At 63.7% G+C, this 26,592-nt stretch carries 26 protein-coding genes and 1 pseudogene; 14 read left to right on the plus strand and 13 right to left on the minus strand.

Translation table 11 applies throughout. The annotated features are described in order from the left end of the window. Positions 1-367 precede the first annotated feature (367 nt). From polA to CR152_RS07545, 5 genes are all read left to right on the plus strand, one after another. The gene (gene polA, locus CR152_RS07525; protein WP_099882080.1) at positions 368-3,112 is read left to right on the plus strand and encodes a DNA polymerase I; all 2,745 of its coding nucleotides are present in this window, start codon (positions 368-370) and stop codon (positions 3,110-3,112) included. 34 nt (positions 3,113-3,146) lie between these two features. Next, positions 3,147-4,400, plus strand: a complete 1,254-nt coding sequence (locus CR152_RS07530) for a DUF4382 domain-containing protein (RefSeq protein WP_099874355.1) — start codon at positions 3,147-3,149, stop codon at positions 4,398-4,400. 193 nt (positions 4,401-4,593) lie between these two features. After that, the gene (locus CR152_RS07535; RefSeq protein ID WP_208640252.1) at positions 4,594-5,343 is read left to right on the plus strand and encodes a ZIP family metal transporter; all 750 of its coding nucleotides are present in this window, start codon (positions 4,594-4,596) and stop codon (positions 5,341-5,343) included. A gap of 233 nt (positions 5,344-5,576) precedes the next feature. After that, positions 5,577-5,843, plus strand: a complete 267-nt coding sequence (locus CR152_RS07540) for a beta/gamma crystallin-related protein (RefSeq protein WP_099874356.1) — start codon at positions 5,577-5,579, stop codon at positions 5,841-5,843. A 466-nt stretch (positions 5,844-6,309) separates the two neighbouring features. Further along, positions 6,310-7,095: a UCP032817 domain-containing protein gene (locus tag CR152_RS07545; protein ID WP_157778373.1), complete on the plus strand. Its 786-nt coding sequence runs from the start codon at positions 6,310-6,312 to the stop codon at positions 7,093-7,095. Positions 7,096-7,149: 54 nt separating this feature from the next. Here CR152_RS07545 and CR152_RS07550 read toward each other — a convergent pair whose 3' ends face one another. Genes CR152_RS07550 through CR152_RS07565 form a run of 4 tightly spaced genes read right to left on the minus strand, consistent with a single transcriptional unit; the run spans position 7,150 to position 10,969 of the window. Beyond that, positions 7,150-8,001: a sulfurtransferase gene (locus CR152_RS07550; RefSeq protein ID WP_099874358.1), complete on the minus strand. Its 852-nt coding sequence runs from the start codon at positions 7,999-8,001 to the stop codon at positions 7,150-7,152. Between the two features lie 8 nt (positions 8,002-8,009). Continuing rightward, entirely contained in the window at positions 8,010-8,936 is a 927-nt protein-coding gene (locus tag CR152_RS07555) for a DMT family transporter (RefSeq protein ID WP_229413307.1), read from the minus strand. 7 nt (positions 8,937-8,943) lie between these two features. Beyond that, the gene (locus tag CR152_RS07560) at positions 8,944-9,858 is read right to left on the minus strand and encodes a DMT family transporter (RefSeq protein WP_099874360.1); all 915 of its coding nucleotides are present in this window, start codon (positions 9,856-9,858) and stop codon (positions 8,944-8,946) included. Between the two features lie 10 nt (positions 9,859-9,868). Next, entirely contained in the window at positions 9,869-10,969 is a 1,101-nt protein-coding gene (locus tag CR152_RS07565) for an aromatic ring-hydroxylating oxygenase subunit alpha (protein WP_099874361.1), read from the minus strand. A 314-nt stretch (positions 10,970-11,283) separates the two neighbouring features. Here CR152_RS07565 and CR152_RS07570 point away from each other — a divergent pair, with 314 nt between their 5' ends. From CR152_RS07570 to CR152_RS07585, 4 genes are read left to right on the plus strand one after another with little or no spacing between them, the layout of a single operon-like run. Then, entirely contained in the window at positions 11,284-11,544 is a 261-nt protein-coding gene (locus CR152_RS07570) for an exodeoxyribonuclease VII small subunit (protein WP_054266369.1), read from the plus strand. Further along, positions 11,541-12,434: a polyprenyl synthetase family protein gene (locus CR152_RS07575; RefSeq protein ID WP_099874362.1), complete on the plus strand. Its 894-nt coding sequence runs from the start codon at positions 11,541-11,543 to the stop codon at positions 12,432-12,434. Before CR152_RS07570 ends, CR152_RS07575 begins: the two co-directional genes overlap by 4 nt. Beyond that, entirely contained in the window at positions 12,435-14,303 is a 1,869-nt protein-coding gene (dxs, locus tag CR152_RS07580; protein ID WP_099874363.1) for a 1-deoxy-D-xylulose-5-phosphate synthase, read from the plus strand. It abuts the gene before it with no gap. 25 nt (positions 14,304-14,328) lie between these two features. Beyond that, positions 14,329-14,898: a hypothetical protein gene (locus CR152_RS07585; RefSeq protein ID WP_099874364.1), complete on the plus strand. Its 570-nt coding sequence runs from the start codon at positions 14,329-14,331 to the stop codon at positions 14,896-14,898. 192 nt (positions 14,899-15,090) lie between these two features. On the opposite strand, the gene CR152_RS07590 is transcribed toward CR152_RS07585, so the two are convergent. The 5 genes and pseudogenes from CR152_RS07590 to CR152_RS07610 form a co-directional block, all read right to left on the minus strand. Then, positions 15,091-15,699, minus strand: coding sequence for a uracil-DNA glycosylase family protein (locus tag CR152_RS07590; RefSeq protein WP_099874365.1), 609 nt, complete (start codon positions 15,697-15,699; stop codon positions 15,091-15,093). Positions 15,700-15,704: 5 nt separating this feature from the next. Next, positions 15,705-15,794 (minus strand): annotated as a pseudogene (locus CR152_RS34975) (DUF488 domain-containing protein); the annotation flags it as partial. Between the two features lie 145 nt (positions 15,795-15,939). After that, positions 15,940-16,872, minus strand: coding sequence for a hypothetical protein (locus CR152_RS07600; RefSeq protein ID WP_099874366.1), 933 nt, complete (start codon positions 16,870-16,872; stop codon positions 15,940-15,942). Continuing rightward, on the minus strand, positions 16,873-17,235 hold the full coding sequence (locus CR152_RS07605) for a DUF5329 family protein (RefSeq protein ID WP_099874367.1): 363 nt from the start codon (positions 17,233-17,235) through the stop codon (positions 16,873-16,875). Positions 17,236-17,240: 5 nt separating this feature from the next. Beyond that, positions 17,241-17,795 (minus strand): cob(I)yrinic acid a,c-diamide adenosyltransferase, encoded by a 555-nt coding sequence (locus tag CR152_RS07610; RefSeq protein ID WP_099874368.1) that lies wholly within the window; start codon positions 17,793-17,795, stop codon positions 17,241-17,243. A 73-nt stretch (positions 17,796-17,868) separates the two neighbouring features. Between CR152_RS07610 and CR152_RS07615 the strand changes: the two genes are divergently transcribed. Genes CR152_RS07615 through glcF form a run of 3 tightly spaced genes read left to right on the plus strand, consistent with a single transcriptional unit; the run spans position 17,869 to position 21,645 of the window. Further along, positions 17,869-19,350: an FAD-linked oxidase C-terminal domain-containing protein gene (locus CR152_RS07615; protein ID WP_099874369.1), complete on the plus strand. Its 1,482-nt coding sequence runs from the start codon at positions 17,869-17,871 to the stop codon at positions 19,348-19,350. Position 19,351: 1 nt separating this feature from the next. Next, positions 19,352-20,419: a glycolate oxidase subunit GlcE gene (gene glcE, locus CR152_RS07620; RefSeq protein ID WP_099874370.1), complete on the plus strand. Its 1,068-nt coding sequence runs from the start codon at positions 19,352-19,354 to the stop codon at positions 20,417-20,419. Then, complete coding sequence (gene glcF, locus CR152_RS07625; RefSeq protein WP_099874371.1) at positions 20,419-21,645, plus strand: glycolate oxidase subunit GlcF; 1,227 nt, start codon at positions 20,419-20,421, stop codon at positions 21,643-21,645. The genes glcE and glcF overlap by 1 nt, the downstream gene beginning before the upstream one ends. Positions 21,646-21,647: 2 nt before the next feature. On the opposite strand, the gene CR152_RS07630 is transcribed toward glcF, so the two are convergent. The 4 genes from CR152_RS07630 to CR152_RS07645 form a co-directional block, all read right to left on the minus strand. Next, entirely contained in the window at positions 21,648-21,869 is a 222-nt protein-coding gene (locus CR152_RS07630) for a hypothetical protein (RefSeq protein ID WP_099874372.1), read from the minus strand. 269 nt (positions 21,870-22,138) lie between these two features. Beyond that, entirely contained in the window at positions 22,139-22,630 is a 492-nt protein-coding gene (locus tag CR152_RS07635) for a glutathione peroxidase (RefSeq protein ID WP_099874373.1), read from the minus strand. Further along, positions 22,627-23,763, minus strand: a complete 1,137-nt coding sequence (locus tag CR152_RS07640; protein ID WP_099874374.1) for a PilT/PilU family type 4a pilus ATPase — start codon at positions 23,761-23,763, stop codon at positions 22,627-22,629. The genes CR152_RS07635 and CR152_RS07640 overlap by 4 nt, the downstream gene beginning before the upstream one ends. A 16-nt stretch (positions 23,764-23,779) precedes the next feature. Then, positions 23,780-24,823, minus strand: coding sequence for a type IV pilus twitching motility protein PilT (locus tag CR152_RS07645; RefSeq protein ID WP_099874375.1), 1,044 nt, complete (start codon positions 24,821-24,823; stop codon positions 23,780-23,782). Positions 24,824-24,914: 91 nt separating this feature from the next. Between CR152_RS07645 and CR152_RS07650 the strand changes: the two genes are divergently transcribed. Together CR152_RS07650 and proC are read left to right on the plus strand one after the other, a co-directional pair. Continuing rightward, a complete protein-coding gene (locus tag CR152_RS07650) occupies positions 24,915-25,616 on the plus strand; it encodes a YggS family pyridoxal phosphate-dependent enzyme (protein ID WP_099882084.1) in 702 nt (233 codons plus the stop codon). A 35-nt stretch (positions 25,617-25,651) separates the two neighbouring features. Next, the gene (gene proC / locus CR152_RS07655; RefSeq protein ID WP_099874376.1) at positions 25,652-26,467 is read left to right on the plus strand and encodes a pyrroline-5-carboxylate reductase; all 816 of its coding nucleotides are present in this window, start codon (positions 25,652-25,654) and stop codon (positions 26,465-26,467) included. Positions 26,468-26,592 lie beyond the last annotated feature (125 nt).

Consider the following 26,592-nt stretch of genomic DNA (forward strand, 5'->3'; position numbering starts at 1 on the left):
CGTACCAGCCGGTGCAATCCTACCGCCCAAGCCCGCCCCCTACAACCGGGGTCAGAGCTCTGATTAGCAACAAATGCCGTTGCACCTTGCAGAATCGCGGTCGCACCCCGGTTTTCGCCGATTTTGCAAGGAACTGTGCCTCAAAAGTTGCCTAACCGGGGTCAGATCTCCGACTAGCAACAAAAATGTTTCGATTCGGAGGTGTGACCCCGGTTAGGAAACAAAAAGATTGCAAGTCAGAGCTCTGACCCCGGCTGGGGGTATATTTACAGGCGCTTCGCGCTTCGGGCCAGCCGCGCTTTCTGCGATAATGACCGGTACGCTGCCGCGCCCGCTCCTGTCCCGGCTCAACCTCATTTTTGGCACTATGCAAAATACCCTGCTGTTAGTCGACGGTTCCAGTTATCTTTACCGTGCTTTTCACGCCCTGCCTGACCTGCGCAGCCCCGACGGCCATCCCACCGGCGCCATGCACGGCATGGTCAATATGCTGCGTCGCCTGCGCCAGGATTATCCGGCCGCTTACATCGCTTGCGTGTTCGATGCCAAGGGCAAGACTTTCCGCGACGATATGTATCCGGAATACAAGGCCACGCGCGCGTCCATGCCGGACGACCTGCGCCTGCAGATCGAGCCGATCCATGAAGTGGTGCGCCACATGGGCTGGCCGATCCTGATGGTCGATGGCGTCGAGGCCGACGATGTCATCGGCACGCTGTCGGTCCAGGCGTCAAGCCTGGGCATGAACACCGTCGTTTCCACCGGCGACAAGGACCTGGCCCAGCTGGTCAACGACAAGGTCACCCTGATTAACACGATGAGCAACGAGAAGCTCGACGAAGCCGGCGTGATGGCCAAGTTCGGCGTGCCGCCCAACCGCATCATCGATTACCTCACGCTGATCGGCGACACGGTCGACAATATCCCGGGCGTGGCCAAGTGCGGCCCGAAAACCGCCCTGAAGTGGCTGGCGCTGCACGACAGCCTCGATGGCGTGATCGCCAACGCGGCCAGCATCGGCGGCGCGGTCGGCGAGAATCTGCGCCAGGCGCTCGACTGGCTGCCGCAGGGCCGCGCCCTGATCACCGTCAAGACCGATTGCGACCTGGCCGCGCACATGGTGTCGATCGCCGACACCCTGGTAGCCCAGCCGGAAAACAAGGAAGGCCTGAAAGCCTTCTTCGAGCGTTACGGCTTCAAGACCCTGCTGCGCGAAGTGATCCAGCGCGACGACGAAGGCGCCCCGCGCGCCCTGCTCAATTCCCCCGAGGGCGACCTGTTCCCCGGCGCGGTGGTGCCTGTCATGCGCGGCGAGTACGACACCGTGGTCACCGAGGCCGACCTGGAACGCTGGCTGGCGCTGGTCGATGCCGCCGAACTGACCTCGGTCGATACCGAAACCACCTCGCTCGACCCGATGACGGCCCAGATGGTCGGCATTTCGCTGTCGGTCGAAGCAGGCAAGGGCGCTTACATCCCGCTGGCGCACCGCTACGCCGGCGTGCCCGAACAGCTCGACCGCGAGGCGGTCCTGGCGCGCATGAAGCCCTGGCTGGAAGACGCGTCCAAACCGAAGGTCGGCCAGAACCTCAAGTACGACAGCCATATTTTCGCCAACCACGGCGTGACCCTGCGCGGCATCATGCACGACACCTTGCTGCAATCGTACGTGTTCGAGTCGCACAAGCCGCACGACATGGACAGCATGGCCCTGCGCCACCTGGGCTACACCACGATTCCGTTTACCGAGGTATGCGGCAAGGGCGCCGGCCAGATCTGCTTCGACCAGGTCGAACTGGGGCGCGCCACCGAATACGCGGCCGAGGATTCCGACATCACCCTGCGCCTGCACCAGGCCATGAAGGGCCATGTCGAGAGCGACGAGAAGCTCAATTTCATCTACCGCCAGATCGAGCTGCCGACCTCCGTGGTGCTGCACAAGATCGAACGCAACGGGGTGCTGATCGACGCCGAGCTGTTGAACGTGCAGTCGGGCGAACTCGGTGCGCGCATCATGGAGCTCGAGCAAAAAGCCTACGAGCTGGCCGGCGGGCCGTTCAACCTCGATTCGCCCAAGCAGATCGGCGAGATCTTCTTCGGCAAGCTGCAGCTGCCGGTGATTAAAAAGACCCCGAGCGGGGCGCCGTCGACCGACGAGGAAGTGCTGCAAAAGCTGGCCGAGGACTTCCCGCTGCCGAAAATCCTGCTCGAGTACCGCGGCATGTCCAAGCTCAAGTCGACCTACACCGACAAGCTGCCCAAGATGGTCAACCGCGCGACCGGCCGCGTGCACACCAACTACGCGCAGGCGGTCGCGGTGACGGGGCGCCTGTCGTCGAACGAACCGAATCTGCAGAACATCCCGATCCGCACCGCCGAAGGGCGCCGCATCCGCGAAGCCTTCATCGCCGGGCCGGGCAACGTGATCGTGTCGGCCGACTATTCGCAGATCGAGCTGCGCATCATGGCCCATATTTCGGAAGACGCGGCCATGCTGCGCGCCTTTGCCGAGGGCGAGGATATTCACCGCGCCACCGCCGCCGAAATCTTCGGCGTGCCTCCGGCCGAGGTGCAGGGCGAGCAGCGGCGCTACGCGAAGGTGATCAATTTCGGCCTGATTTACGGCATGAGCGCCTTCGGGCTGGCCGCCAACCTGGGCATCGAACGCTCGGCGGCGCAAAACTATATCGACAAGTACTTCGCGCGCTTTTCCGGCGTGCGCCAGTATATGGAAGACACGCGCATGCAGGCCAAGGCGCGCGGCTACGTCGAAACCGTGTTCGGACGGCGCCTGTGGCTGCCGGAGATTAATTCGCCGAACGGGCCGCGCCGCCAGGGTGCGGAACGGGCCGCGATCAACGCGCCGATGCAGGGCACGGCGGCGGACCTGATCAAGCTGGCCATGATCGCGGTGCAGAACTGGCTGGAGACGGACAAGCTGGGCACGCGCATGATCATGCAGGTGCACGATGAACTTGTACTGGAAGTGCCGCAGGCGGAACTGGAGCTGGTCAAGGCCAGGCTGCCGCAATTGATGGCGGGCGTGGCGGCCCTGAAGGTGCCCCTGCTGGCTGAAGTGGGTATTGGCAAAAACTGGGACGAAGCACACTAAAAATTTATATAAATACCTACTGAAAGAGGGAACGATGAAGAGCACATTTATCCGCCTTAGCACGGCAACCACCGTATTCGCCGCACTGGCGCTGACTGCCTGCGGCGGCGGCGGCGGCAACCCCGGCACCAACCGCCCCGGCGGCAGCGGCAACGGCACCACCACGCCGCCGGCGCTGGGCGGCACCTCGGGTACCCTGAACGTGTCGCTGACCGATGCGCCGGCTTGCGGTTTCGATGCCGTCAACGTCACCATCAGCAAGGTGCGCGTGCACCAGAATGCCAGCGCGGCGGACGCCGACGCCGGCTGGTCCGAGGTGGTGCTGGCTCCGCCGCGCAAGATCAATCTGCTCAATCTGACCAACGGCAAGCTCGATCCGCTCGGCTCGACCTCCGTGCCGTCCGGGCGCTACAACCAGGTGCGCCTGGTGCTCGATCCGAACACCGGCGCCGGCCTGGCCAACACCGTCACGCCAACCGCCACCAAGGTCGAAACGACCCTCGAAACGCCGTCCGCCATCCAGTCCGGCGTGAAGATCGCCAGCAATTTCGAGGTCGTGGCCGGCCAGGCCTACGGCCTGGTGCTCGATTTCGACGCCTGCCGCTCGGTCATCACCAAGGCCGCCGGCGGCTATCTGCTGGCCCCGGTCGTGACCGTCGTGCCCGGCGCGGCGAACGGCATCACCGGTTATGTCAGCACGACCTTCGCACGCGATGGCGTGGTGGTCAGCGCCCAGCAGAACGGCAACGTGATCGGCAGCACCATCGCCGACCCGGCCACCGGCGCGTTTTCGCTCAGCCGCCTCAATCCGGGCGCCTACGATGTGGTCCTGGTCGGCAGCGGCCATGCGGCGGCCGTGATCGGCGCCGTGCCCGTTGCCAGTACCACCGGCACCACGGCGGTCAGCACGGCGGCCGCGCCGATCAACATGCCGGCCAGCCTGATGCGCACCATCAGCGGCACCGTCACCCTGCTGCCGGCGAATGCGACCGTGATGCCGTTCGTGAAAATGATGCAGACGATCTCGGGCGGCAAGAACGTGGTGATCCAGGCGCGCGATACCGGCACCGGCGGCAGCTACGCGATCAACGCGCTGCCGGTCGCCGCGCCGCAGTATGCCAACTACGGTGCATCCCTGCCGCTGACGTTCGGTCCGGTCACCCCGGTCCAGGGCCTGGGCGGATATCGCGTCGACGCGCTCGCCACCGGATATGCCACCAAGTCGGTGGCAGTGGTCGACGTGGCGGCTGGCGACAAGGCCAACGTCAACCTGCAGCTCACGCCGTAAGGCGCCGGCCATCCGTCCTGCGGCGCGCCATGCGGGCACCGCGGGCGTGGTGGCGCCTCCGGTGCCTGCTTGGTTCAGTCCTGATGGGGCCGAACCGGGCGGCTGGCGGCCCGGAGCGGTACAATGCCCGGCTTGCGATCAGCGCAAGTGTCGTTCAAGAGGCTTCAAAATCGATTCAACCCTCATTTCCATCCTGCTGGCGACGACCATCGGGGGTGTGCTCAGCATTTCCGCCGCTGCCGTGTTTTCGTTCGCCCTGCTCTCGAAAATGGTCGAGCGCATGGTCAGCCTGTCGGTCGGGATCATGCTGTCGACCTCGCTCCTGCACGCCTTGCCGGAAGCGTTCGAGTCGGGTGCCGATGTGCGCAGCCTGTTCGCCACCTTGCTGGCCGGATTGCTTGCATTTTTCATGCTGGAAAAGTTCGCCATCCTGCGCCATTCGCACCATCACGAAGGCGACGGTCACCACCATGCCCACGGGCACGACAAGCGCGAAGCCGGCAAGGCCGGCTGGATGATCCTGCTGGGTGACGGCATGCACAATTTTACCGATGGCATCCTGATCGCCGCGGCCTTCCTGGCCAATCCGGAACTGGGCATCGTCACCGGGCTGGCCATCATCGCCCATGAAATCCCGCAGGAAATCGGCGACTTCATCGTCTTGCTCAACGCCGGCTTTTCGCGCACGCGCGCTTATCTGTTCAACCTGCTGTGCAGTCTGATGGCCGTGGCCGGCGGTTTGCTCGGCTATTTCACCCTGGACCGCGCCAGCGGACTGATTCCGTATGTGCTGGTGTTTGCCTCCTCGGGCTTCCTGTACATTGCCGTCAGCGATTTAATGCCGCAGATGCAACGCCGCGCCACCGTGCGCGAATCCGTTCCGCAAGTGTTGCTGATCGGCGTAGGCGTGCTGATCGTGCTGTTTCTCACGCGCGGAACGTAAGCATCGCGGCGGCAATTCGTGCCGCCGCGCGCTTGTCGCCCGCAATCGATATTATTCCGGTCCGGATATTTCATTTCCCTCGGTTATGCGCCAGGCGCTGAAATGCGCATGGCGTTTAGTCCCCGTCAAACCCGCGCTATTGTTTAGCTCGCCAGCCTCTTTATACTACAGCCTGAAGCAGGAAACCGGTGAAGCGAGACCACCTTTTGCCTCGCAACCAGTTTGGAGGACATATGGCTGAAGTCGTGCTATTCCAACATGCTAATTTTCACGGTGCGCATAAACATCTGTTTCGGTCGGAATCGAACCTGAATGCGCCTGATGATAAAGCGTTCAATGATCAGGTATCGTCGTTTGTGGTCCTGTCGGGCCGCTGGCAGTTTTTCCGCGATAGTAATTTCCAGGGACCATCGTCCCAGGTATTCGGGCCGGGACTGTATAACTGGGTCGAAGCGGTGAATATTCCGAACGATTCCATTTCGTCGGTACGGCTGACGTAAGCCAGGGCCGGCGAGGGCGGCTTGCGCGCCGGCGTGACATAGGGCGCGCCCGCCGCCTGCAACCCAGTCAGGAGTATATATGGCTGAAGTCGTGCTATACCAACATATCGATTTTCGTGGCCGGGAAGCATTTGTACGGCTCGGAACGAAATCCGAACGCTCCCGACGATAATTTTTTCAACGATAAAGTATCGTCGTTTGTCGTGGTATCCGGCCGCTGGAAATTTTACCGCGATAGCGAGTTTCGCGGGCCGGGATCGCGGGTCTTCGGACCCGGGCGTTAGCGCCGGGTCGAAGCGGTGGATATTCCGAATGATTCCATGTCGTCGGTGCGCCTGATAGCGGCCTGATTTGGCCGCGATCCATGACAGGCGCATGCCTGATTATTTCACGCGCTCGTCATCAAGCTGTCACATGTCTATGCGAGGCTATGCTCATCACAAAAACAAAAAAGGAGAATATGACCATGCTCAGCAACGTAGTTAATCACATCAACACCTATCGCGCCGCCCGGATCAAGCATCAATCACCGTACCGGGCCGAAATGGCCGATCTCCCCGCGACGCTGTATCCCTTCTGGAAACGCAGCGCGCAGCACGAATTCAAAGGCATCCCCCAGGATGCCTTTTTTTTCGCCCGCGCCGCCGAAGGCTTGATGGCGTTTTTCGACTGCGTGCGCGACAGCGGCTTGCCGTGCGGCTTGCCGTCGATGGCGGCCGATTCGGTGTGGCACGCCTGGATGCGCCTCTCGCCCACCGGGCTGAACGCGTTTTGCCGCAAGCACTTCGGACGCGTCATCCCGCATGTGGAAGCGCTCGACATGGCCGGCGGCATGGAAGGCGCGCTGGCCGCGTGCCTGGTGCGCGCACGCCGGATCGAGCGCATGCCGGCGGCCGGGCCCAACCTGCCGCACCTGTTCGCCCTGGACCGCATGCTGGCCATGCCCGGCGGTTGCGGCTACCTGCTGTTCAACGGCCAGGTGGCGTCGCTGGCGCTCGACGCGCGCGGGCGCGCCGTCGGCGTGCCGGCCTATGCCGCCAGTCTGTGTCCGGAGCGATTGCTGGGGGCTGGCCTGATCAGTGAAGACGAGTACCGCCGCTACGCGCGCAAGGCCACTCCGGCCGCCGGCGCCACGGGCGGCTGCGGCACTGGCGACCGCCATTTCCCTTGCGGCACCGAAGCCTGCGAGGGCGCTGGCGATGCCGCGGGCGATGCGGGCTGCGGCGGCGGCTGCGGTGGGGGCGGCGATTGAGCGGCGCAGCGCTGGCGATGGACGCTTCTCGTCAGCCCGCGCCGCGCAGGCGTTTTATGTTCCGGTGGCTAGCGGGCGTGCCGGATCGGCGCACCACTCGCTCCACGAACCCGGGTACAGCGCGGCGCCGGGCAGCCCGGCCACTTCCAGGGCCAGCAGGTTGTGGCAGGCGGTCACGCCCGAGCCGCACTGCATGATGGCATCGGACGGATTGCCCACCAGCGGCGCCAGTTCCGCCTTGAGCTGGGCGGCATCCTTGAAGCGTCCGTCCGGTCCCAGGTTATCCTTGAAGAAGTGGTTCTTCGCGCCCGGAATATGGCCGCCGACCGGATCGATGGTTTCGTTCTCGCCGCGGAAGCGGTCGGCCGCGCGCGCGTCGAGCACCACGCGCTTGCCGCCGTCGATATTGTCGAGTACATCGGCCGCCGAGACGGTCGTCACCAGCGGCGAACGTTCCGTGATGCCGCCGCTGCGCGCCACCGGCGCGGCCGTCGACAGCGCCAGTCCGGCCGCCTGCCACGCCGCCAGGCCGCCATCGAGCACCGCCACCGCCGGATGGCCGACCCAGCGCAGCATCCACCACAGGCGCGCCGCGAACATGCCGCCGTGCGCGTCGTAAGCGATCACCTGGCTGTCTTCGTCGATGCCCCAGCTGCGCAGGGTGGCGATCAGGTCGGCGCGCACCGGCAGCGGATGACGCCCGCGGAAAACGCCGTCGGCGCCGCGCTTGGCGCCCGACAGTTCGGTTTCAATATCGGCAAACAGGGCGTGCGGCAGATGGCCGGCGGCGTAGGCTTCGCGCCCGGCGGACGGGTTCATCAAGTCGTGGCGGCAGTCGACGATGACCCAGGCCGGGTTGTCGATATGGCCGGCCAGGTCGGCTGCGGAGATCAGTGTCGTGTACATGGGCGTCCTTAAAGTTCGCTTGCGATGGGATCGGTCTTGCTGACGGCGGCGCCGCGCGGCGTGCTTTGCGTATTGTAAAACGTCGCGGCGATGCCCGACACAAGAATCACCGCCATTCCCAGCCAAACGTACCAGGTAAATTTATCCCCCCCCAGCAGCATGCCCCACAGGCTGGAAAAGACGATGCCGGTGTACTGCAGGTTGGCCACCACCAGCACCTTGCCGATGCGGTAGGCGCGCGTCATGGCGATCTGCGCGAACAGGGCCGACACGCCGATGGCCAGCAGCAGCGCGCCGCTGTACAGATTATGCGCGGTGAATAAGGGCATGCCGGCGCCGCGCCCTTCGAGCAGGGTGCCGGCCAGGCCGGCCGTGGCGGTCATCGCGGAAAAATAAAACACCACGCGGAACTCCGGTTCACCCAGCTGGCCCAGGCGCCGCACCTGCATGTACGCCATCGCCGACAGTACGCTCGAAAGCAGGCCGACCACGCCGCCGAGCCACTGGTTGGCCGCGATGGCCGGCTGCAGCACCAGCGTGACGCCGACAAAGCTCATGATCACGGCCACCACCAGCGGCCACTCGACGTGGTCCTTGGCGTGCCACCAGCCGGCGCAGAACAGGAAAGCGGCGATCCAGATCGGCGCCATGTAATTGAGCGTGACGGCGGTGGCCAGCGGCAGTTTGCCGATCGCGAAAAACCACATCCACAGCGACACCACGCCCACGACACTGCGCCACAGATGGTCTTTCACGAACACGGTGCGCAGGGTCAGGCCCTGGTGCTTGACCATGACGAGCAGCATGACGGTGCCGATCAGGCCCCGGTACATGACGATTTCGGACGTCGAATACACGCTTGATGCCAGTTTCACGGCCGCGCCCATGGCGGCAAAAGCGAAGCTGGCAAATAACATCCACAGTGCTGCTGCCATGGTTTCCTTATTGGTCGACGCCGGCCGATGCGGCCGCGGCGGCGCGTTTTTCAGTAACGGTGTTGTAGAACGTGGCGGCGATGCTGGAAGCGAGGATCAGCGCCATCCCGAGCCAGACGTGCCAGTCGAAGACATCGTGCCAGATCAGGATGCCCCAGACGCTGGAGAACACGATGCCGGTGTACTGCAGGTTGGCCACCACCAGCACCTTGCCGGTGCGCCAGGCGCGCGTGAGCGCCATCTGGGCAAACACGCCGGAGGCGCCGATGAACAGCAGCAGGGCCGCGCCGCGCGGCGAGTGCGCATGCCAGGCGGCGCCGTCGGGCGAGCCGCCCGGCAGCAGGCTGCCGGCCAGGCCGGCCGCGATATTGACCGCCAAAAAGTAGAACACCACGCGGTATTCGGGTTCGCCGGCGCGGCTCAGGCGCCGCACCATGGTGTAGGCGACAGCGGCCAGCACGCCGGACAACAGCGCCATCAGCGCGCCGAACCACTGCTGCGCCTCGAACGCCGGGCGCAGGGCCAGTATCACGCCGCCGAAACTGACGCCGATGGCGGCCAGCAGGGGCAGGGCGATGCGCTGCCCGCCCTGCCACCAGCCGAAGGCGATCACCGCGACCGCGGTCCAGATGGGCGACATGTAATTGAGGGTGACGGCGGTGGCCAGCGGCAGCTTGGTGGCCGCGTAAAACCACATCCAGAGCGACACCACGCCGATCGCGCCGCGCCACAGGTGCCCGGCCAGGTGTTCGGTGCGCAGCCTGCCGCCCTGGTGGCGGATGAAAAAGTACAGGAGGATGATGCCGACCAGGCCGCGGTAGAACACGATTTCGGCCACCGAATACTCGCTCGAGGCCAGCTTCACGGCCGCGCCCATGAGCGAGAACAGGAAGCTCGCTACCAGGATCCAGAGCGCGGCCATCGGTCGGCGCCTACAGCGCCAGGTTGCTGCGGTACCACTCGTGGAAGTGCTGCATGCCGTCTTCCATCGGCGACTGGTACGGCCCCACCTCGTTGACGCCGCGCGCCATCAGGATGCGGCGGCCGGCGTCCATGCGCAGGGCGATTTCATCGTCCTCGATGCAGGTCTCGAAGTAGGCGGCGCGTTCGGCCTCGATGAAGTCGCGCTCGAACAGCACGATCTCTTCGGGGTAGTAGAACTCGACCACGTTGCGCGTCTTTTGCGGTCCGTCCGGCCACAGGGTCGAGACGATCAGCACGTGCGGATACCATTCGACCATGATGTTCGGGTACAGCGTGAACCAGATCGCGCCTTTTTCGGGCGGCACGCCGCCACGGAACTTGAGCACCTGTTCCTGCCAGCGCTGGTAGATGGGCGAACCGGCCTTGCCCAGGCCGCGGTTCACGCCGACCGTCTGCACGCTGTAATCGCGCCCGAACTCCCAGCGCAGGTCGTCGCAGCTGACAAAGCCGCCCAGGCCCGCGTGGAACGGCTCGACGTGGTAATCCTCCAGGTAGACTTCGATGAAGGTCTTCCAGTTGTAATCACAGGTCTGCACCTCGACATGGTCGAACATATAGCCCGAAAAATCGAAATCCTTCGTCACCGACAGGCCGGCCAGTTTTTCCATGACGTTGTAGCCGTTCTGCTCGAACAGCAAGCCGTTCCACTCCTGCAGCGGCGTCTTGGACAGGTTCAGGCACGGCGTTTCCGGGAAGTGCGGCGCACCGATCAGCTCACCCTTGAGGTCGTAGGTCCAGCGGTGCAGCGGACAGACGATATTGTTCGCATTGCCGCGTCCGTTGAACATCAGCGCCTGGCGATGGCGGCACACATTGGACAGGACTTCGATCCCGTTTGCGTTGCGCACCAGCATGCGGCCCTCATTCTCGGAAGCGAGCGTGGCAAAGTCTCCCGTTTCGGGCACCATCAGCGTATGGCCGACATAGCGCGGGCCATGCTGGAACAATTGCTGCATTTCGCGCTTCAACAGCGCTTCATCAAAGTAAGCATCTACCGGAAGCTGCGCGCATGAGCGCGCCAGCTTGGCGTGGGTAGCCAGATCGGACATCCCAACCCCCCTTTTATATGTGCATCAGCCAAAGAAGAGAAAGAATCCAAAGACCAGTATTTTTAAGTGCGGAATACGGCATTTCGGACAGAACCGGCGATTATAGCGCGGAACGGGCCCTACCGTCTTGGTCCGGCGCGGGAATGTGGTGTGGGCGAATGCAAATGTTGAAGGAAAAACATGGTTTTCATCGATCCAGCCCCAATGCGATAAAATGCCAAATCGCCACCCGTCAGGATGGATTGTTCTAAAATAAGCGATTAGACTGGCCCGCCGCGCATAAGTTGCGTGGGGCGGACTCACATAAAGTAACTATGGCAAAGAAATTAATAGCGGAAAGCGCAGCTGCGCCGGAATCGTTCGAACAGGCCATGGCCGAACTGGCCCAGCTGGTAACCCAGATGGAAGCCGGCCAGTTGCCGCTGGAGGCATCGGTGGCGGCGTATGCGCGCGGCTCGGAGCTGGTGCGCTACTGTGCGGCGCAGCTCGAAAAAGTCGAGTCCCAGGTCAAAGTACTCGAAGGCGACATGCTCAAGCCCTTCGCGGCCGATGGCGCCGGCGAGGGCATGCAATGAGCGGCGCGGCTTTCGGCGACTGGATGAAAACCGTGCAGGCCGGCGTCGAAGAGGCGCTGGGCGCCTTGTTGCCGCCAGCGGGCGCGGTGCCGCACAAGCTGCACGAAGCGATGCGCTACACGGTGCTCGGCGGCGGCAAGCGGGTACGCCCGCTGCTGGTGTTCGCCGCCGGCGCGCTGTACGGCGCCGATGCGCGCGCCCTGGAGCGCGCCGCCGCCGCGGTTGAAATGATCCACGCCTATTCGCTGGTGCACGACGACATGCCCTGCATGGACGACGACGACCTGCGGCGCGGCAAACCGACCGTGCACGTGGCCTACGACGAAGCGACCGCGCTGCTGGTGGGCGACGCGCTGCAGTCGCAAGCCTTCCTGGTGCTGGCCGAAGGCATGGACATTCCGCCGGCGCGCCAGGTGGCCATGCTGCGCCTGCTCGCGCACGCGGCCGGGTCGAGCGGCATGTGCGGCGGCCAGGCGATCGATCTTGACAGTGTCGGCATCAGCCTCACGCTCGAACAGCTCGAACAGATGCACCAGCTCAAAACCGGCGCCTTGCTGCGCGCTTCGGTGGTGCTGGGCGCGCTGGCCGGCGGCGATGTGAGCGACGCGCAGATGACGGCGCTCGACGCCTATGCCAAAGCGATCGGGCTGGCCTTCCAGGTGGTCGACGACGTGCTCGATGCGACCGCCGATTCGGCCACCCTGGGCAAGACCGCGGGCAAGGATGCGGCGGCCAACAAGCCGACCTATGTATCGATTTTGGGCCTGGAGCCATCCAGGGTCTTGGCAGAAAAATTGCGGAACGATGCGCATGACGCGCTCGCGCCGTTTGGTGAAAAAGCAGATAGGCTGCGCCAGTTGGCGGACCTGATCGTGCAGCGGAAAGCGTAAATGAACTTGCTAGAGACAATCAACGAACCGGCCGAACTGCGCAAGCTGGCACGCGCCCAACTCACGCCCCTGGCGCACGAGTTGCGCCATTTCCTGCTCGATTCCGTGTCCAAGACCGGCGGCCACCTCTCGTCCAACCTGGGCACGGTGGAGCTGACGATTGCGCTGCACTACGTGTTCAACACGCCGTACGACCGCATCGTGTGGGACGTGGGCCACCAGACGTACTCGCACAAGATCCTCACGGGCCGGCGCGACCAGATGCACAGCCTGCGCCAGCTGAACGGCATTTCGGGCTTCCCGCGGCGCGACGAAAGCGAATACGACACCTTCGGCACGGCGCACTCGTCGACCTCGATTTCGGCCGCGCTGGGCATGGCGCAGGCGGCCAAGATCAAAGGCGAATCGCGTCACGCAATCGCCGTCATCGGCGACGGCTCCATGACCGCCGGGATGGCTTTCGAGGCGCTCAATAACGCCGGCGTACAGGAAGACATCAACCTGCTGGTGGTATTGAACGATAACGACATGTCGATTTCGCCGCCGGTCGGCGCGCTCAATCGCTACCTGGCGCGCCTGATGTCGGGGCAGTTCTACGCGGCCGCCAAGAACGTCGGCAAGTCGGTGCTGCCCGGCCCTGTGCTGGAACTGGCCAAGCGCTTCGAAGAACACGCCAAGGGCATGGTGGTCCCGGCCACGATGTTCGAGGAATTCGGCTTTAACTACATCGGCCCGATCGACGGCCATGACCTGGACTCGCTGATTCCCACGCTGGAAAACATCAAGAAGCTCAAGGGTCCGCAATTTTTGCATGTGGTGACCAAAAAAGGGCAGGGCTACAAGCTGGCCGAAGCCGACCCGGTGCTGTATCACGGGCCGGGCAAGTTCAATCCGACCGAAGGCATCCTGCCCGCGAAAGCCGGCAAGACCACCTACACGGAAGTCTTCGGCAACTGGCTGTGCGACATGGCCGCTGCCGACAAGCGCCTGGTCGGCATCACGCCGGCCATGCGCGAAGGCTCGGGCATGGTGCGCTTCGAAGAGCAGTTCCCGGACCGCTATTTCGACGTCGGTATCGCCGAGCAGCACTCGGTGACCTTCGCCGGCGGCCTGGCGACCGAAGGCCTCAAACCCGTGGTGGCGATCTACTCCACCTTTTTGCAGCGCGCCTACGACCAGCTGATTCACGACGTGGCGCTGCAAAACCTGGACGTGCTGTTCGCGCTCGACCGCGCGGGCCTGGTTGGCGCCGACGGCGCCACCCACGCCGGCAACTATGACATCCCGTATCTGCGCTGCATTCCGAACATGATCGTCATGGCCGCGTCGGACGAAAACGAATGCCGCCAGATGCTCAGCACCGGCTACCAGTACAACGGTCCGGCGGCGGTGCGCTATCCGCGCGGCGCCGGCATTGGCGCGGTCATCGAAAAAGAACTGACAACGCTCCCGATCGGCAAGGGCGAGATCAAGCGCGAAGGCCAGAGCGTGGCGATCCTGGCCTTCGGCTCGATGGTGGCGCGCAGCGTCGTCGCGGGCGAGGAGTTGAATGCGACGGTGGCCAATATGCGCTTCATCAAGCCGCTCGACGTGGAGCTGGTCAAGCGGCTGGCGCAGGACCATGATTATCTGGTGACGGTGGAAGAGGGCGCGGTCATGGGCGGCGCCGGTTCCGCCGTGGCCGAAGCGCTGGCGGCCGAAGGCATTCAAAAGCCGCTGCTGATTCTCGGCCTGCCCGATAAATTTATCGACCATGGTGACCCGGCGGCCCTGCTGGCCAGCGTGGGACTCGACGCCAAGGGCATCGCCGCATCGATCCGCCAGCGTTTCGGCGCCGCCGAACCGCGCCTGGTGGTCAACAACACCTGAACCGCGCTCCCGCGCGGGCGATGACATGAAGCAGCCGATGCGCTTAACGTTCTTTGCGCTGCTGATGTGTCTTGCCCCTGCGGCGCAGGGCGCGCGCGAGCGTGGCCCGGACGCGGTCATTCGCTGCCACGAGACGCTGCGCGACGTCCCTGGAACACTGGGCACCGTGTGCCCCGCTGATCCTGATGCGGCCAGCGGGGAGAGGATCTACGCCGGCACCGTCGTGCGCCGCATGAAGATCGACCCGCAGTGGACCCTGGTTGACGTCGAGGGCAAGAAGGGTTGGATGCCGACGCAAGCCATCGTGGCCTTGTCGCGTTTTACGCCTGTGCGGGCCTGGAAATGGCCGCGGCTTATCGAGGTTGGCGACGGCGACTACGCAGCGACTTACCGCGTTCGCGCCGATGGACGGTTTGCGGTCAGGGTGGACGGGCAGCAGGACCGTGACGAAAATTTCATCACTGTGCGGCACAAGGGACAGATGTACGGTTACCGGAACTTGATGTGGCCGAAGGTGCCGGGCGAACGTCTGTACTCATCGCGCATGCTGGTCAAGGGCGAGGCCGGCATCGTGTATGGCGGCCGCCAGCCCTAAGTACGGCACTGCGTCGCTCGCCGCCGAATGACAACGCCAGCCCTCGGGTTGGCGTCTTTTGTTTCGGCGGAAAAATGCCAGCGGCTGCCGATCATTTACCTTCAGGGATGTCAATATCGCGCGCATGGTGCAGTACGTCGACAGTCACACGGTGCGCCAGGCGATGCAGGCCTGATGCATTCGACCGGATCGTTATCTGAAGATCCCATTGATCCGCGCGCGCAGTACCGGCACCAGATCCTGCTCGAACCACGGATTGCGCTGCAGCCAGGGCGTGTTGCGCGGCGACGGATGCGGCAGGGGGAAATACGCCGGTGCCACATCGCGCCATGCCTGGACTGTCCCGGTTAGCGATGGCTTGCGGAGGGGACCCAGAAAGTGCCGCTGGGCGTGCGCGCCGATCAGCAACGTCAGTTCGATATCCGGCAATTTGGCCAGCAACTGGTCCGGCCAGAGATCGGCGCATTCGGTGCGCGGCGGCAGGTCTCCACCCTTGCCCCGCCCGGGGTAGCAATACCCCATCGGGATGATCGCGAAGCGCGTGGGATCGTAGAATGCCTTCGCATCCACACCCATCCATTCGCGTAACCTGGTCCCGCTGGCGTCATCCCACGGGATGCCCGATGCGTGCACGCGGGAGCCGGGTGCCTGTCCGATAATCAGCACGCGCGCGCCTTCGCCGACCTGCACGATGGGGCGCGGACCTTTGGGCAGATGGGCTTCGCAGGCACGGCACGCGCGCACGTCGGACAGCAGGCTGTCCAGATCCGGATAGTGCTTGAGGGTTGCGATGTCAGTCATCCGCGTTGGGGATTGTGGCGCGAGCGTGGAACCGTGCGCACATCGAGAAACGCATCCAGCGGCCGGTTGGAGTGACCGATCGTACAAACGATGATGTCGGTTGGCGCGGCGGGACGAACTTTGCTTGGCTTTTCCACGAGTGTGCAAAAAATAATTGCTTGCTGTCAGGGATGGCGTAAATTACTGCATTCGATGGTAGCACCGCCTTTGCGGTGCACGATTGGCCGGGACGGCAGACCTTCAGAGATCGTCCATATCGATGATCGAAGGCAGCGCTTCGATCTCCAGATAATCGACTTGCGCGATCGACTGGCGCCAATCGTCCAGATGCAGCGCAAGTAATGGCCGCAACGCTTCCTTGAACGCGCACCGGTTTTCCTCGGTGATCAACGGAGCTGCGAGCCTGTCGTCGAGCAGAAACGATTCCGACCATCGCGCTTGCGGCGACCGGTCTCCCAGATCGGCGGGGAAGGCGCTTCCCGTATCCCATATCTTCCGGGTCAGACCGAGCCACAACAATATTTGCGCGCGCCAGTGCGGATCGTCAATCGCAAAGATCGAGTCCACCCAACCCTTGATGTCACGAGGGTCGAGATACTTCAGGCAAAAGAACAGCGATACCGACAGGTCGCTGCAGACATCCCACCAACCCCACGTCTCGCGAGGCCTGGCGGGCGGGCCATTGAAAACATGGTCCAGGATCAGCCGGCCGTCCCGCCAGCGCGACGGCCCCATGATGACCTGTCCCAGCGTCTGCAACACCTCGTCATAGGTCCAATCGTGGATGCGGACCGGGTAATGGATAAAAAACGCCGTCGCCAGCATCTCTATGATGGGCCGCTGCGCTGGCGCTTGCTTTATCTCTATCAGCCTGGGGAGCAGGTAAGCGAACCAGTCATCCCATTCGTTCATATGGCCGAAGCTGGACGTCCCGCTGGCGATGTCCCACAGCGTCTCATTGATCTGACTGTCGGTGAGCTGCTCGACGGCCGTGGTGCGCAGATAGTCGTACATCTTGCGGTCACCACTCATGAACCATGCTTCGCCCATGAGTACCGATGGCTTGGGCGCCGCCTGGGCCATGCGCGCGAGCGCTTGCGGGTCGGGTCCCGTGCCGGGCTGCCATCTGAAGCCGGGGCTGGACGCCGGGAGGCGCTTGGAGCGCTTGCCCACTTACTTGCGCACGCGCGCCAGTTCGGCCTTGAGCCAGTCGGCGCTGTTGACGACCGCCGTGCCGGGGCAGCGCATCTGGTAAGGGTCGCCGCTCATGCTGCTGCCGGTCGCGCCACGCTCGATGAAGCTTTCGGTGTTGGTCAACATCTTCTTCTTGTCGAGATAATCGTACTTCTTTTGCAGGTGCGCGCGCGCCGCCTTGGCGTCGTGCCAGCTGCCGTTGCGGTTGAACTGGCACTGCGATTTTTCGACCGCGTCGAGCAGGCGCGTGACTTCGGTGCGGGTGGCATCGGGGGCGGTGGCAAACGCCGTACCCGAGCTCCAAAGTGCCACGGCCAGCGTGGCAATCAGTGTCTTTTTCATGGAGGTTATCCTCGCTTGCGCTCATGTTGCCACAGCACGTCGCTGCCGCCCGCGAAGCGGTTCAACACGCGCGAGAGCACGAACATCAGATCCGACAAGCGGTTCACGTATTGGCGCGGATGGTCGTTGATGGTCTCGGTTTTGCCGAGCGTGACGATGCTGCGCTCCGCGCGCCGGCACACCGTGCGGCATACGTGCGCAATCGACGCCGCGCGCGAGCCGGCCGGCAAAATGAAATCCTTCAGCGGCGGCAGGTCGGCATTGTATTTTTCGAGCAGGTCGTCCAGCCGCGCCACATGGTCGTCGGTGATCAAGGTGTAGCCGGGGATGCAGATCTCGCCGCCCAGGTCGAACAGGTCGTGCTGGATCGAGACCAGTTCCTCGCGCAGCTCGGCCGGCATGTCTTCGCACAGCAGCAGGCCGACGAAGGAATTGAGTTCGTCGACTTCGCCCAGGGTGTGCACGCGCACGCTGTCTTTTTCGGTGCGGCTGCCGTCACCCAGGCCGGTGGTGCCGTTGTCGCCGGTGCGGGTGGCGATTTTAGAAAGTCGGTTGCCCATGATTGTTTTCCGGTAGCTGAATCATAATCAGGCAGGATACGACAAAAGCGGCGATAACGCATACAATCGATGCATGTCCGCCTCCCTTCCCATTGATCCCGAACGCAGGCAGCAGGTCGCCCAGGCGCTGCTGGCAGTGCTGCCGGAACGCTGCGTGCTGTCCGACCCCGAAGACACCCGCCCTTACGAGTGCGACGGCCTGGCCGCCTACCGCCAGTTGCCGATGATCGTCACCTTGCCCGACGACGAGGAGCAGGTACTGGCCATCCTCAACATTTGCCGGGAACTGAACGTGCCGATCGTGCCGCGCGGCGCCGGCACCGGCTTGTCGGGTGGAGCGCTGCCGATCGCCGACGGCGTGGTGCTGTCGACTGCGCGCATGAACCGCATCGTGCGCATGGACCCCTACGCGCGCCTGGCGGTGGTGCAGCCGGGCGTGCGCAACCTGGCCATTTCCGATGCAGCCGCGCCGCACGGCCTGTACTACGCGCCTGATCCGTCCTCGCAGATCGCCTGCACCATCGCCGGCAACGTGGCGGAAAATTCGGGCGGGGTGCACTGCCTCAAATACGGACTCACCGTGCATAACGTGCTGCGCGTGCGCGTGGCCACCATCGATGGCGACATCATCGAACTTGGCGGCGAGGCGCTCGATGCACCGGGCCTGGACCTGCTGGCCGTGTTCATCGGCTCCGAGGGCATGCTGGGCATTGTCACCGAAGTGACGGTCAGGCTCATTCCCAAGCCGGCCACCGCGCGCGTGATCATGGCCTCGTTCGACAACGTTGTCACCGGCGGCAATGCGGTGGCCAGCGTGATCGCCGCCGGCATCATTCCGGCCGGGCTGGAGATGATGGACCAGACCTCCTCGCGCATGGTCGAACCGTTCGTGCGCGCCGGCTACGACACCGATGCCGCAGCAATTCTGCTGTGCGAAGCGGACGGCACCCACCTGGAGGTGGACGAGGAAATCGAACGCATGTCGGCGGTACTGCAGGCTGCCGGCGCGAGCGCCATCGCCGTGTCGCAGAGCGAGGCCGAACGCCTGCGCTTCTGGTCGGGCCGCAAGAACGCCTTTCCCGCGGCGGGCCGCATTTCGCCCGACTACTACTGCATGGACGGCACCATCCCGCGCAAGAACCTGGCGCAGGTGCTGACCGGGATCGCGCAGATGGAAGTCACCTACGGCCTGCGCTGCGCCAACGTGTTTCATGCCGGCGACGGCAACCTGCATCCGCTGATCCTGTTCGACGCCAACCAGCCGGGCGAATTCGATCGCGCCGAAGCGTTTGGCGCGGCCATCCTGGCGCTGTGCGTCGACGTGGGCGGCACCATCACCGGGGAGCATGGCGTGGGCATGGAGAAGATCAATTCGATGTGCGTGCAGTTCACGCGCGCCGAACTCGATGCCTTCTTCGCCGTCAAGCGCGCCTTCGATGCGCCGCACCTGCTCAATCCCGACAAGGCCATCCCCACGCTGAACCGCTGCGCCGAATTCGGCAAGATGCGCGTCAGTGGCGGCGTGCTGCCTTTCGCCGGCCTGCCGCGTTTCTGACATGGGAGACAACGTGCAGCAGATCGAACAATTCAGGGAACAGGTGCTCGCGGCGGCACGCGATGGCCGCACCCTGCGCATTTGCGGTGGCGGCACCAAGGACTGGTACGGCCAGGCCAGCGATGGCGACATTCTCGACACGCGCGGTTTCAGCGGCATTGTCGACTACGAGCCGACGGAGCTGGTCATCACCGCGCGCTGCGGCACGCCGCTGGCCGAGATCGAGGCGGCGCTGGCCGAACGTAAGCAGATGCTGGCATTCGAGCCGCCGCACTTCGGCGCAGGGGCCACCATCGGCGGCGTGGTCGCCAGCGGCCTGTCCGGCCCGCGCCGCGCCAGCAGCGGTGCGCTGCGCGACTTCGTGCTCGGCGCCGTTCTCATGGACGGCAAGGGCGAGGTGCTTACCTTCGGCGGCCAGGTGATGAAGAATGTGGCCGGCTACGACGTTTCGCGCCTGCTGGCCGGTTCCATGGGCACGCTGGGGCTGATGCTGCAGCATTCCATCAAGGTGCTGCCGCGCGCGCTGTGCGACATCACCTTGCGCTTTGCAATGGACGAAATCGAAGCGCTGCGGCGCCTGAACGAATGGGCCGGCCTGCCGCTGCCGATATCGGCCAGCTGCTGGCACGCCGGCGTGCTTACCTTGCGCCTGTCGGGCGCGCAGGCGGCAGTCGTTGCTGCCGCGCGCACGCTGGACGGGCAGCCGGTCGATGACGGCCCCGCCTTCTGGGCTGCGCTGCGCGAGCAGCAGCATGCGTTCTTCGATGGCGACGCCAGCCTGTGGCGCCTGTCGGTGCCGTCGGCCACGGGCGCCATCATTCTGCGTGGCGCCCAGCTGATCGAGTGGGGCGGCGCGCAGCGCTGGCTCAAGGTCGATGCCGATGCGGCAATGGCGCACAATATTCGGCGCGCGGTGACGGCGGTGGGCGGCCATGCGACCCTGTTCCGGGGCGGCGACAAGCGCATCGGCGTGTTCCAGCCGCTGGCGCCCGGCGTCGCCAGGATTCATCAACGCCTGAAGGCGGCCTTCGATCCGTCGCAGGTTTTCAATCCCGGACGGATGTACTGATGCAAACCAACCTCGCCGATTTCATCAAGGGTACGCCTGACGGCGACGAAGCCGAAGCGATCCTGCGCGCCTGCGTTCATTGCGGCTTCTGCACCGCCACCTGTCCCACTTACCAGCTGCTGGGCGACGAACTCGACGGCCCGCGCGGACGCATCTACCTGATCAAGCAGCTGCTGGAAGGTGCGCCCGTCACCGTCAAGACCCAGACCCACCTGGACCGCTGCCTGACTTGCCGCAACTGCGAGACGACTTGCCCGTCGGGCGTGCGCTATGGGCGCTTGGCCGACATCGGCCGCCGGGTGGTCGAAGAGCGCGTCCAGCGTCCGCTCGGTGAACGCATCAAGCGTGCGGTGCTCAAGGAAGCGCTGCCGCGCGCGTGGATCTTCAGGCCGGCGTTCAGGGCGGGGCAGCTGTTGCGGCCACTGCTTTCGCCGGCGCTGCAGGACAAGCTGCCCAGGACGCGCAGCGCAGGCCACTGGCCGGCGCGGGAACATGCGCGCAAGATGCTGGTGCTGCAAGGCTGCGTGCAAAGCACCATGGCGCCCGGTATCAACGCCGCCACGGCGCGCGTGCTCGACGCCTTTGGCGTGCAGCTGCTGGCCGCGCCCAAGGCGGGCTGCTGCGGCGCGTTGCGCTACCATCTGAACGACCAGGAAGGCGGCCTCGATGACATGCGCCGCAATGTCGACGCCTGGTGGCCGCTGGTCGAGGGCGGGCATATCGAGGCGATTGTGATGACTGCATCGGGCTGCGGCGTCACGGTCAAGGAATACGGGCACCTGCTGGCGCACGACAGCGCCTACGCCGCCAAGGCCGCGCGCATTGCGATGCTAACGCGCGACCTGAGTGAAATCATGCCGCAGTTCGAGGCCGAACTGGGAGCGAAGCTGAAGGGGAAAGAGACGAAGCGGGTGGCGTTCCATCCGCCTTGCACCCTGCAGCACGGACAGCAGATCCGTGGCAAGGTGGAAGGGGTGTTGCGTGCTGCCGGCGTCGATGTGACGCTGTGCGCCGACAGCCATCTGTGCTGCGGTTCGGCCGGCACCTACTCGGTGCTGCAGCCTGCGCTGGCTACTGAACTACGGGACCGCAAGCTGGCCAGTTTGCAGGCCACCAACCCGGAGGTGATTGTGTCGGCCAATATCGGCTGCCAGACTCACCTTCAATCAGGTACGGAGACGCCGGTTGCGCACTGGATCGAGTTGATCGATCAGGCGCTGGCCTGAGATTACGCGGCCAGTTTCGCTTTTTCTGCCGCGCTCAGGCGCTTGCCGGTGACGACGATGGTGGTCATGTCGGCCTTGACGTCGGCGTCGGCCTTGGCGGCAGCGGCCGGCGAAGTCGGTGCGGCGGTGCGGGCGCGCGGTGCTTCAGCGGAGGCCATGGCGGTGACAAAGGTCAGTGCAACTGCGGCGATGACGACGGCTTCCATGTTCTTCACGATGTTCATATCGATCCTTTTTCAATGTGTTTGTTTGGTATGTACACATTATGCGGCATCGCAACATATAACTCCAATTTCAAATTAGAATGTTCGTCATTCACATTTTGAATGATGTAAGCACATTATTTGATGAAGGTTATTTGGTTTGTGAATGCTGGTGCGAGCAATCGCCGTCGTTTCAGCCAATGGCAGGATCGACGGGGATGAGGAAGCGGGGAGGGCGCGACGGAGGGGACGGGAACGACGGGGACCAGAACAGGCGGACGGCGTAACCGTCAGCCCTTATCGGCGAGCAGCTTCTCGATATCCTCGACCAGCTCTTCGGGCTTGGTCATTGGCGCGTAGCGTTTGTACACGCTGCCGTCTTTCCCGATCAGGAATTTGGTGAAGTTCCACTTGATCCGCTCGGTCCCCAGCAAGCCGGGCGCCGCCTTCTTCAAGTGCTGGAACAGCGGATGCGCGTTATCGCCATTGACATCGATCTTGGCGAACAGCGGAAACGTGACGCCGTAGTTCTTCTCGCAGAACGCGCCGATCTCGCTTTCGCTGCCCGGCTCCTGTCCGCCGAACTGATTGCATGGAAAACCGAGCACCGCCACGCCCTTGTTCCTGAACTGCTGGTACACGACTTCAAGGCCCTTGTACTGCGGCGTGTAGCCGCACGCGCTGGCCGTGTTCACGACCAGCACAACCTGGCCCTTGTACATGGCCAGGTCCACCGGCGTGCCCGAAATATCAGCCGCCTTGAAATCGAGTGCGCTCGTCACACGATACCCAGATGCTCGGTGCCGTGCGAGAGGTCGCGGTTCTTGGCTTCCTTGCCGTTCAACTTGATGTTCAGGCGCAGGTCATTGACCGAGTCGGCGTTGCGCAGCGCGTCTTCGTAGGTGATCTTGTCCAATTCGTGCAGGTCGAACAGCGCCTGGTCGAAGGTCTGCATGCCCAGTTCGCGCGACTTCTTCATGATCTCCTTGATCTCGTGCACATCGCCCTTGAAGATCAGGTCCGAAATGAGCGGGGAGTTGAGCATGATTTCGATCGCCACGCAGCGGCCCTTGGCTTCCTTCATCGGAATCAGGCGCTGCGACACCATGCCCTTCAAGTTCAGCGACAAGTCCATCAGCAGCTGCTGGCGGCGTTCTTCGGGGAAGAAGTTGATGATGCGGTCGAGCGCCTGGTTGGCGCTGTTGGCGTGCAGGGTGGCCATGCACAGGTGACCGGTTTCGGCGAAGGCAATCGCGTGTTCCATCGTTTCGCGGTCGCGGATCTCGCCGATCTGGATCACGTCCGGCGCCTGGCGCAGCGAGTTTTTCAGCGCGACTTCAAACGACTCGGTATCGACACCCACTTCGCGCTGCGTGATCACGCAGTTCTTGTGCGGGTGAACGTATTCGACCGGGTCTTCGATCGTGATGATATGCCCGTAGCTGTTTTCGTTGCGGTGCCCGACCATGGCCGCCAGCGTCGTCGATTTACCCGAACCGGTCGCGCCGACCATGATCACCAGGCCACGCTTGGTCATCACGATCTCTTTCAGGATTTCCGGCAGGCCCAGGTCGTCCAGGCGCGGAATGGCGGTGGTGATGGTACGCAGCACCATGCCGACAGAACTCATCTGGATGAAGGCCGACACCCGGAACCGTCCCAGGTCGCCCGGACTGATCGCGAAGTTCGACTCCTTGGTCAGCTCGAAGCCGGCGGTCTGCTTGTCGTTCATGATCGCACGGGCCAGGTCGGCGGTGTGCGATGGCGTGAGCGCCTGGCTCGACACCGGGGTGATCTTGCCGTCGATCTTGATCGCCGGTGGAAAACCGGCCGTGATGAACAGGTCGGAGCCGCCCTTGCTGGTCATCAGACGCAGAAGGTCGAACATGAATTTTGAGGCCTGGTCGCGTTCCATTAATGTGTCCTAAAAATTAGCCGGGGAAGTTTTCCGGCGTTTTGGCGGCCGAACGCGCAGCAGCGCCGGAAATGACGTTGCGGCGAACCAGATCGGTCAGGTTCTGGTCCAGCGTCTGCATGCCGACCGAGCTGCCGGTCTGGATCGCGGAGTACATCTGCGCGATCTTCGCTTCGCGAATCAGGTTGCGGATCGCCGGCGTGCCGATCATGATTTCGTGCGCGGCGATACGGCCGGAGCCGTCCTTGGTCTTGAGCAGCGTCTGCGAAACGACGGCCTGCAGCGATTCGGACAACATCGCGCGGACCATCTCCTTTTCTTCGGACGGGAACACGTCGACGATACGGTCGATGGTTTTCGCGGCCGAGGAGGTGTGCAGCGTGCCGAAGACAAGGTGGCCCGTTTCCGCGGCCGACAGGGCCAGGCGGATGGTTTCCAGGTCGCGCAGCTCGCCCACCAGGATGCAGTCCGGGTCTTCGCGCAGCGCCGAGCGCAAGGCGTTGTTGAACGAGAGTGTGTGCGGACCGACTTCGCGCTGGTTGATCAGGCACTTCTTCGAGTCGTGCACGAATTCGATCGGGTCTTCGATGGTCAGGATGTGGCCATACTCGTTTTCGTTGAGGTGGTTGACCATCGCCGCCAGGGTCGTCGACTTGCCCGAACCGGTCGGGCCGGTGACCAGCACCAGGCCGCGCGGACGCATCGCCAGTTCGGCGAAAATGCGCGGGGCGTTCAGGTCTTCCAGGCTCAGGATTTTTGAAGGAATGGTCCGCAGTACCGCCGACGCGCCGCGCTCCTGATTGAAGGCGTTGACGCGGAAACGCGCCAGGCCCGGAATCGCAAACGAGAAATCGCACTCGAGCATTTCTTCGTACTGCTTGCGCTGGCCGTCATTCATGATGTCATAGATCATGCCGTGCACATCCTTGTGCTCCAGCGGCGGCAGATTGATGCGGCGAACGTCGCCGTGCACGCGGATCATCGGCGGCAAGCCGGATGAGAGGTGCAAATCGGATGCCTTGTTCTTGACGGAGAATGCGAGTAATTCGGAGATGTCCATTTATAATCCCTGTGCCGTGAATGGGCGCGTGCCGATGGTGTGCGCATTTCGCAACGACCGACCTGCATTGAATTGCCCGCCGAAAATGATTATGTCCACAATCGTCCAGAACTTGCAAGCTGTCGATGCGAGTATTGTTGCTGCGGCCGACGCCGCAGGCCGCTCCCGGAACGACGTGCAATTGCTCGCCGTTTCCAAGACTTTTCCTGCCGAGGCTGTACTTGAAGCCGCTGCCGCCGGGCAGTATGCGTTCGGAGAGAATTACTTGCAAGAAGCATTGGATAAAATTGCCGCGGTTTCGCACGCGCTGCCCGCTTCGCCGATGGAATGGCACTTCATCGGCCCTATACAGAGCAACAAGACGCGCCCGATCGCGGCCAGCTTCGCATGGGTGCATACCGTCGAACGGCTCAAGATAGCGCAGCGTTTATCTGAACAACGCCCGCCGGAACTGGGGGCGCTGAATATTTGTCTGCAAGTTAACATCAGTGGTGAGGCTAGCAAGAGTGGTGTCACGCCGGAAGCATTGCCCGAATTGGCGCGCGCAGTGGCGCAACTGCCACACTTGCGCCTGCGTGGACTGATGGCGATCCCGGAAGCGCAGGCCCAGGTCGACCGGCAGCGCGCCGCGTTTCGCCAGTTGCGGGTGCTGTACGACCGGCTGCGCGCGGACGGTTTGGCGCTCGATACGCTGTCGATGGGCATGTCGGCCGACCTGGGCGCGGCGATTGCGGAAGGCGCGACCATCGTGCGGGTCGGCAGTGCGATTTTCGGATCACGGCAATACGAGTAACAACATCAACGAAGAGCGGACTAATAAGGGTGGCTATGAAGATTGCGTTTATCGGTGGTGGAAACATGGCGTCGGCGCTGATCGCCGGCCTGGCGGGCAAGCTGGCCGCGGGTGCGGATATTCACGTGGTCGATCCGAATGCCGATGCGCTGGCGCGGCTCAAGGCGCAGCATGGCGTGAGCACCAGCGGCGCGATCGATGGCGAGCTGGCCGGGTGCGATGCGATCGTGCTGGCGGTCAAACCGCAGCAAATGCGCGAGGTGGCGGCATCGCTGCTGCCCCAGTTGACCGGGGCGCCGCTGATCCTGTCGATTGCGGCGGGCATCCGGGCGGCGGATTTGTCGCGCTGGCTCGGTGGCTATGGCGCGATTGTGCGGACCATGCCGAATACGCCGGCGCTGATCGGGCTTGGCATCACCGGCATGGTGGCCACGGCGGGCGTGAACGAAGCGCAGAAGGCGGCGGCGGACGGCATCATGAAGGCCGTGGGCCAGACCGTGTGGCTCGATGGCGAGGACATGATCGATCCGGTGACGGCGGTGTCGGGCAGCGGGCCGGCGTATGTGTTTTACTTTATCGAGGCGATGCAGCAGGCGGCCGAGGAACTGGGCTTGTCGGCGCAGCAGGGCAAGCAGCTGGCCTTGGCCACGTTCACCGGGGCGGCGCAACTGGCGGCGCAGTCCGATGACGCGGTGTCCGTGCTCAGGGAGCGCGTCACGTCCAAGGGCGGCACGACTTATGCGGCCTTGCGCAGCATGGAAGACAGTGGTGTGAAGGAAAAGGTGGTTGCCGCGATCAAGGCGGCCGCGGCGCGGGGCAGGGAGTTGGGCGATGAGTTGGGGGCTGGGTAATCGTCGTTTGCGCCATCCCCGCGTCGTCGTTCGCAGCATGACCCATCGTCCGACTTTCCGCGAAGGCGACAGTGTCGGGGAAACTGCTCAGCACTTTTGGAACCGGGCAAGGCGGCATCCGGTGC

Origin of the sequence: Massilia violaceinigra (assembly GCF_002752675.1) — a bacterium.
Taxonomy (GTDB): domain Bacteria; phylum Pseudomonadota; class Gammaproteobacteria; order Burkholderiales; family Burkholderiaceae_D; genus Telluria_A; species Telluria_A violaceinigra.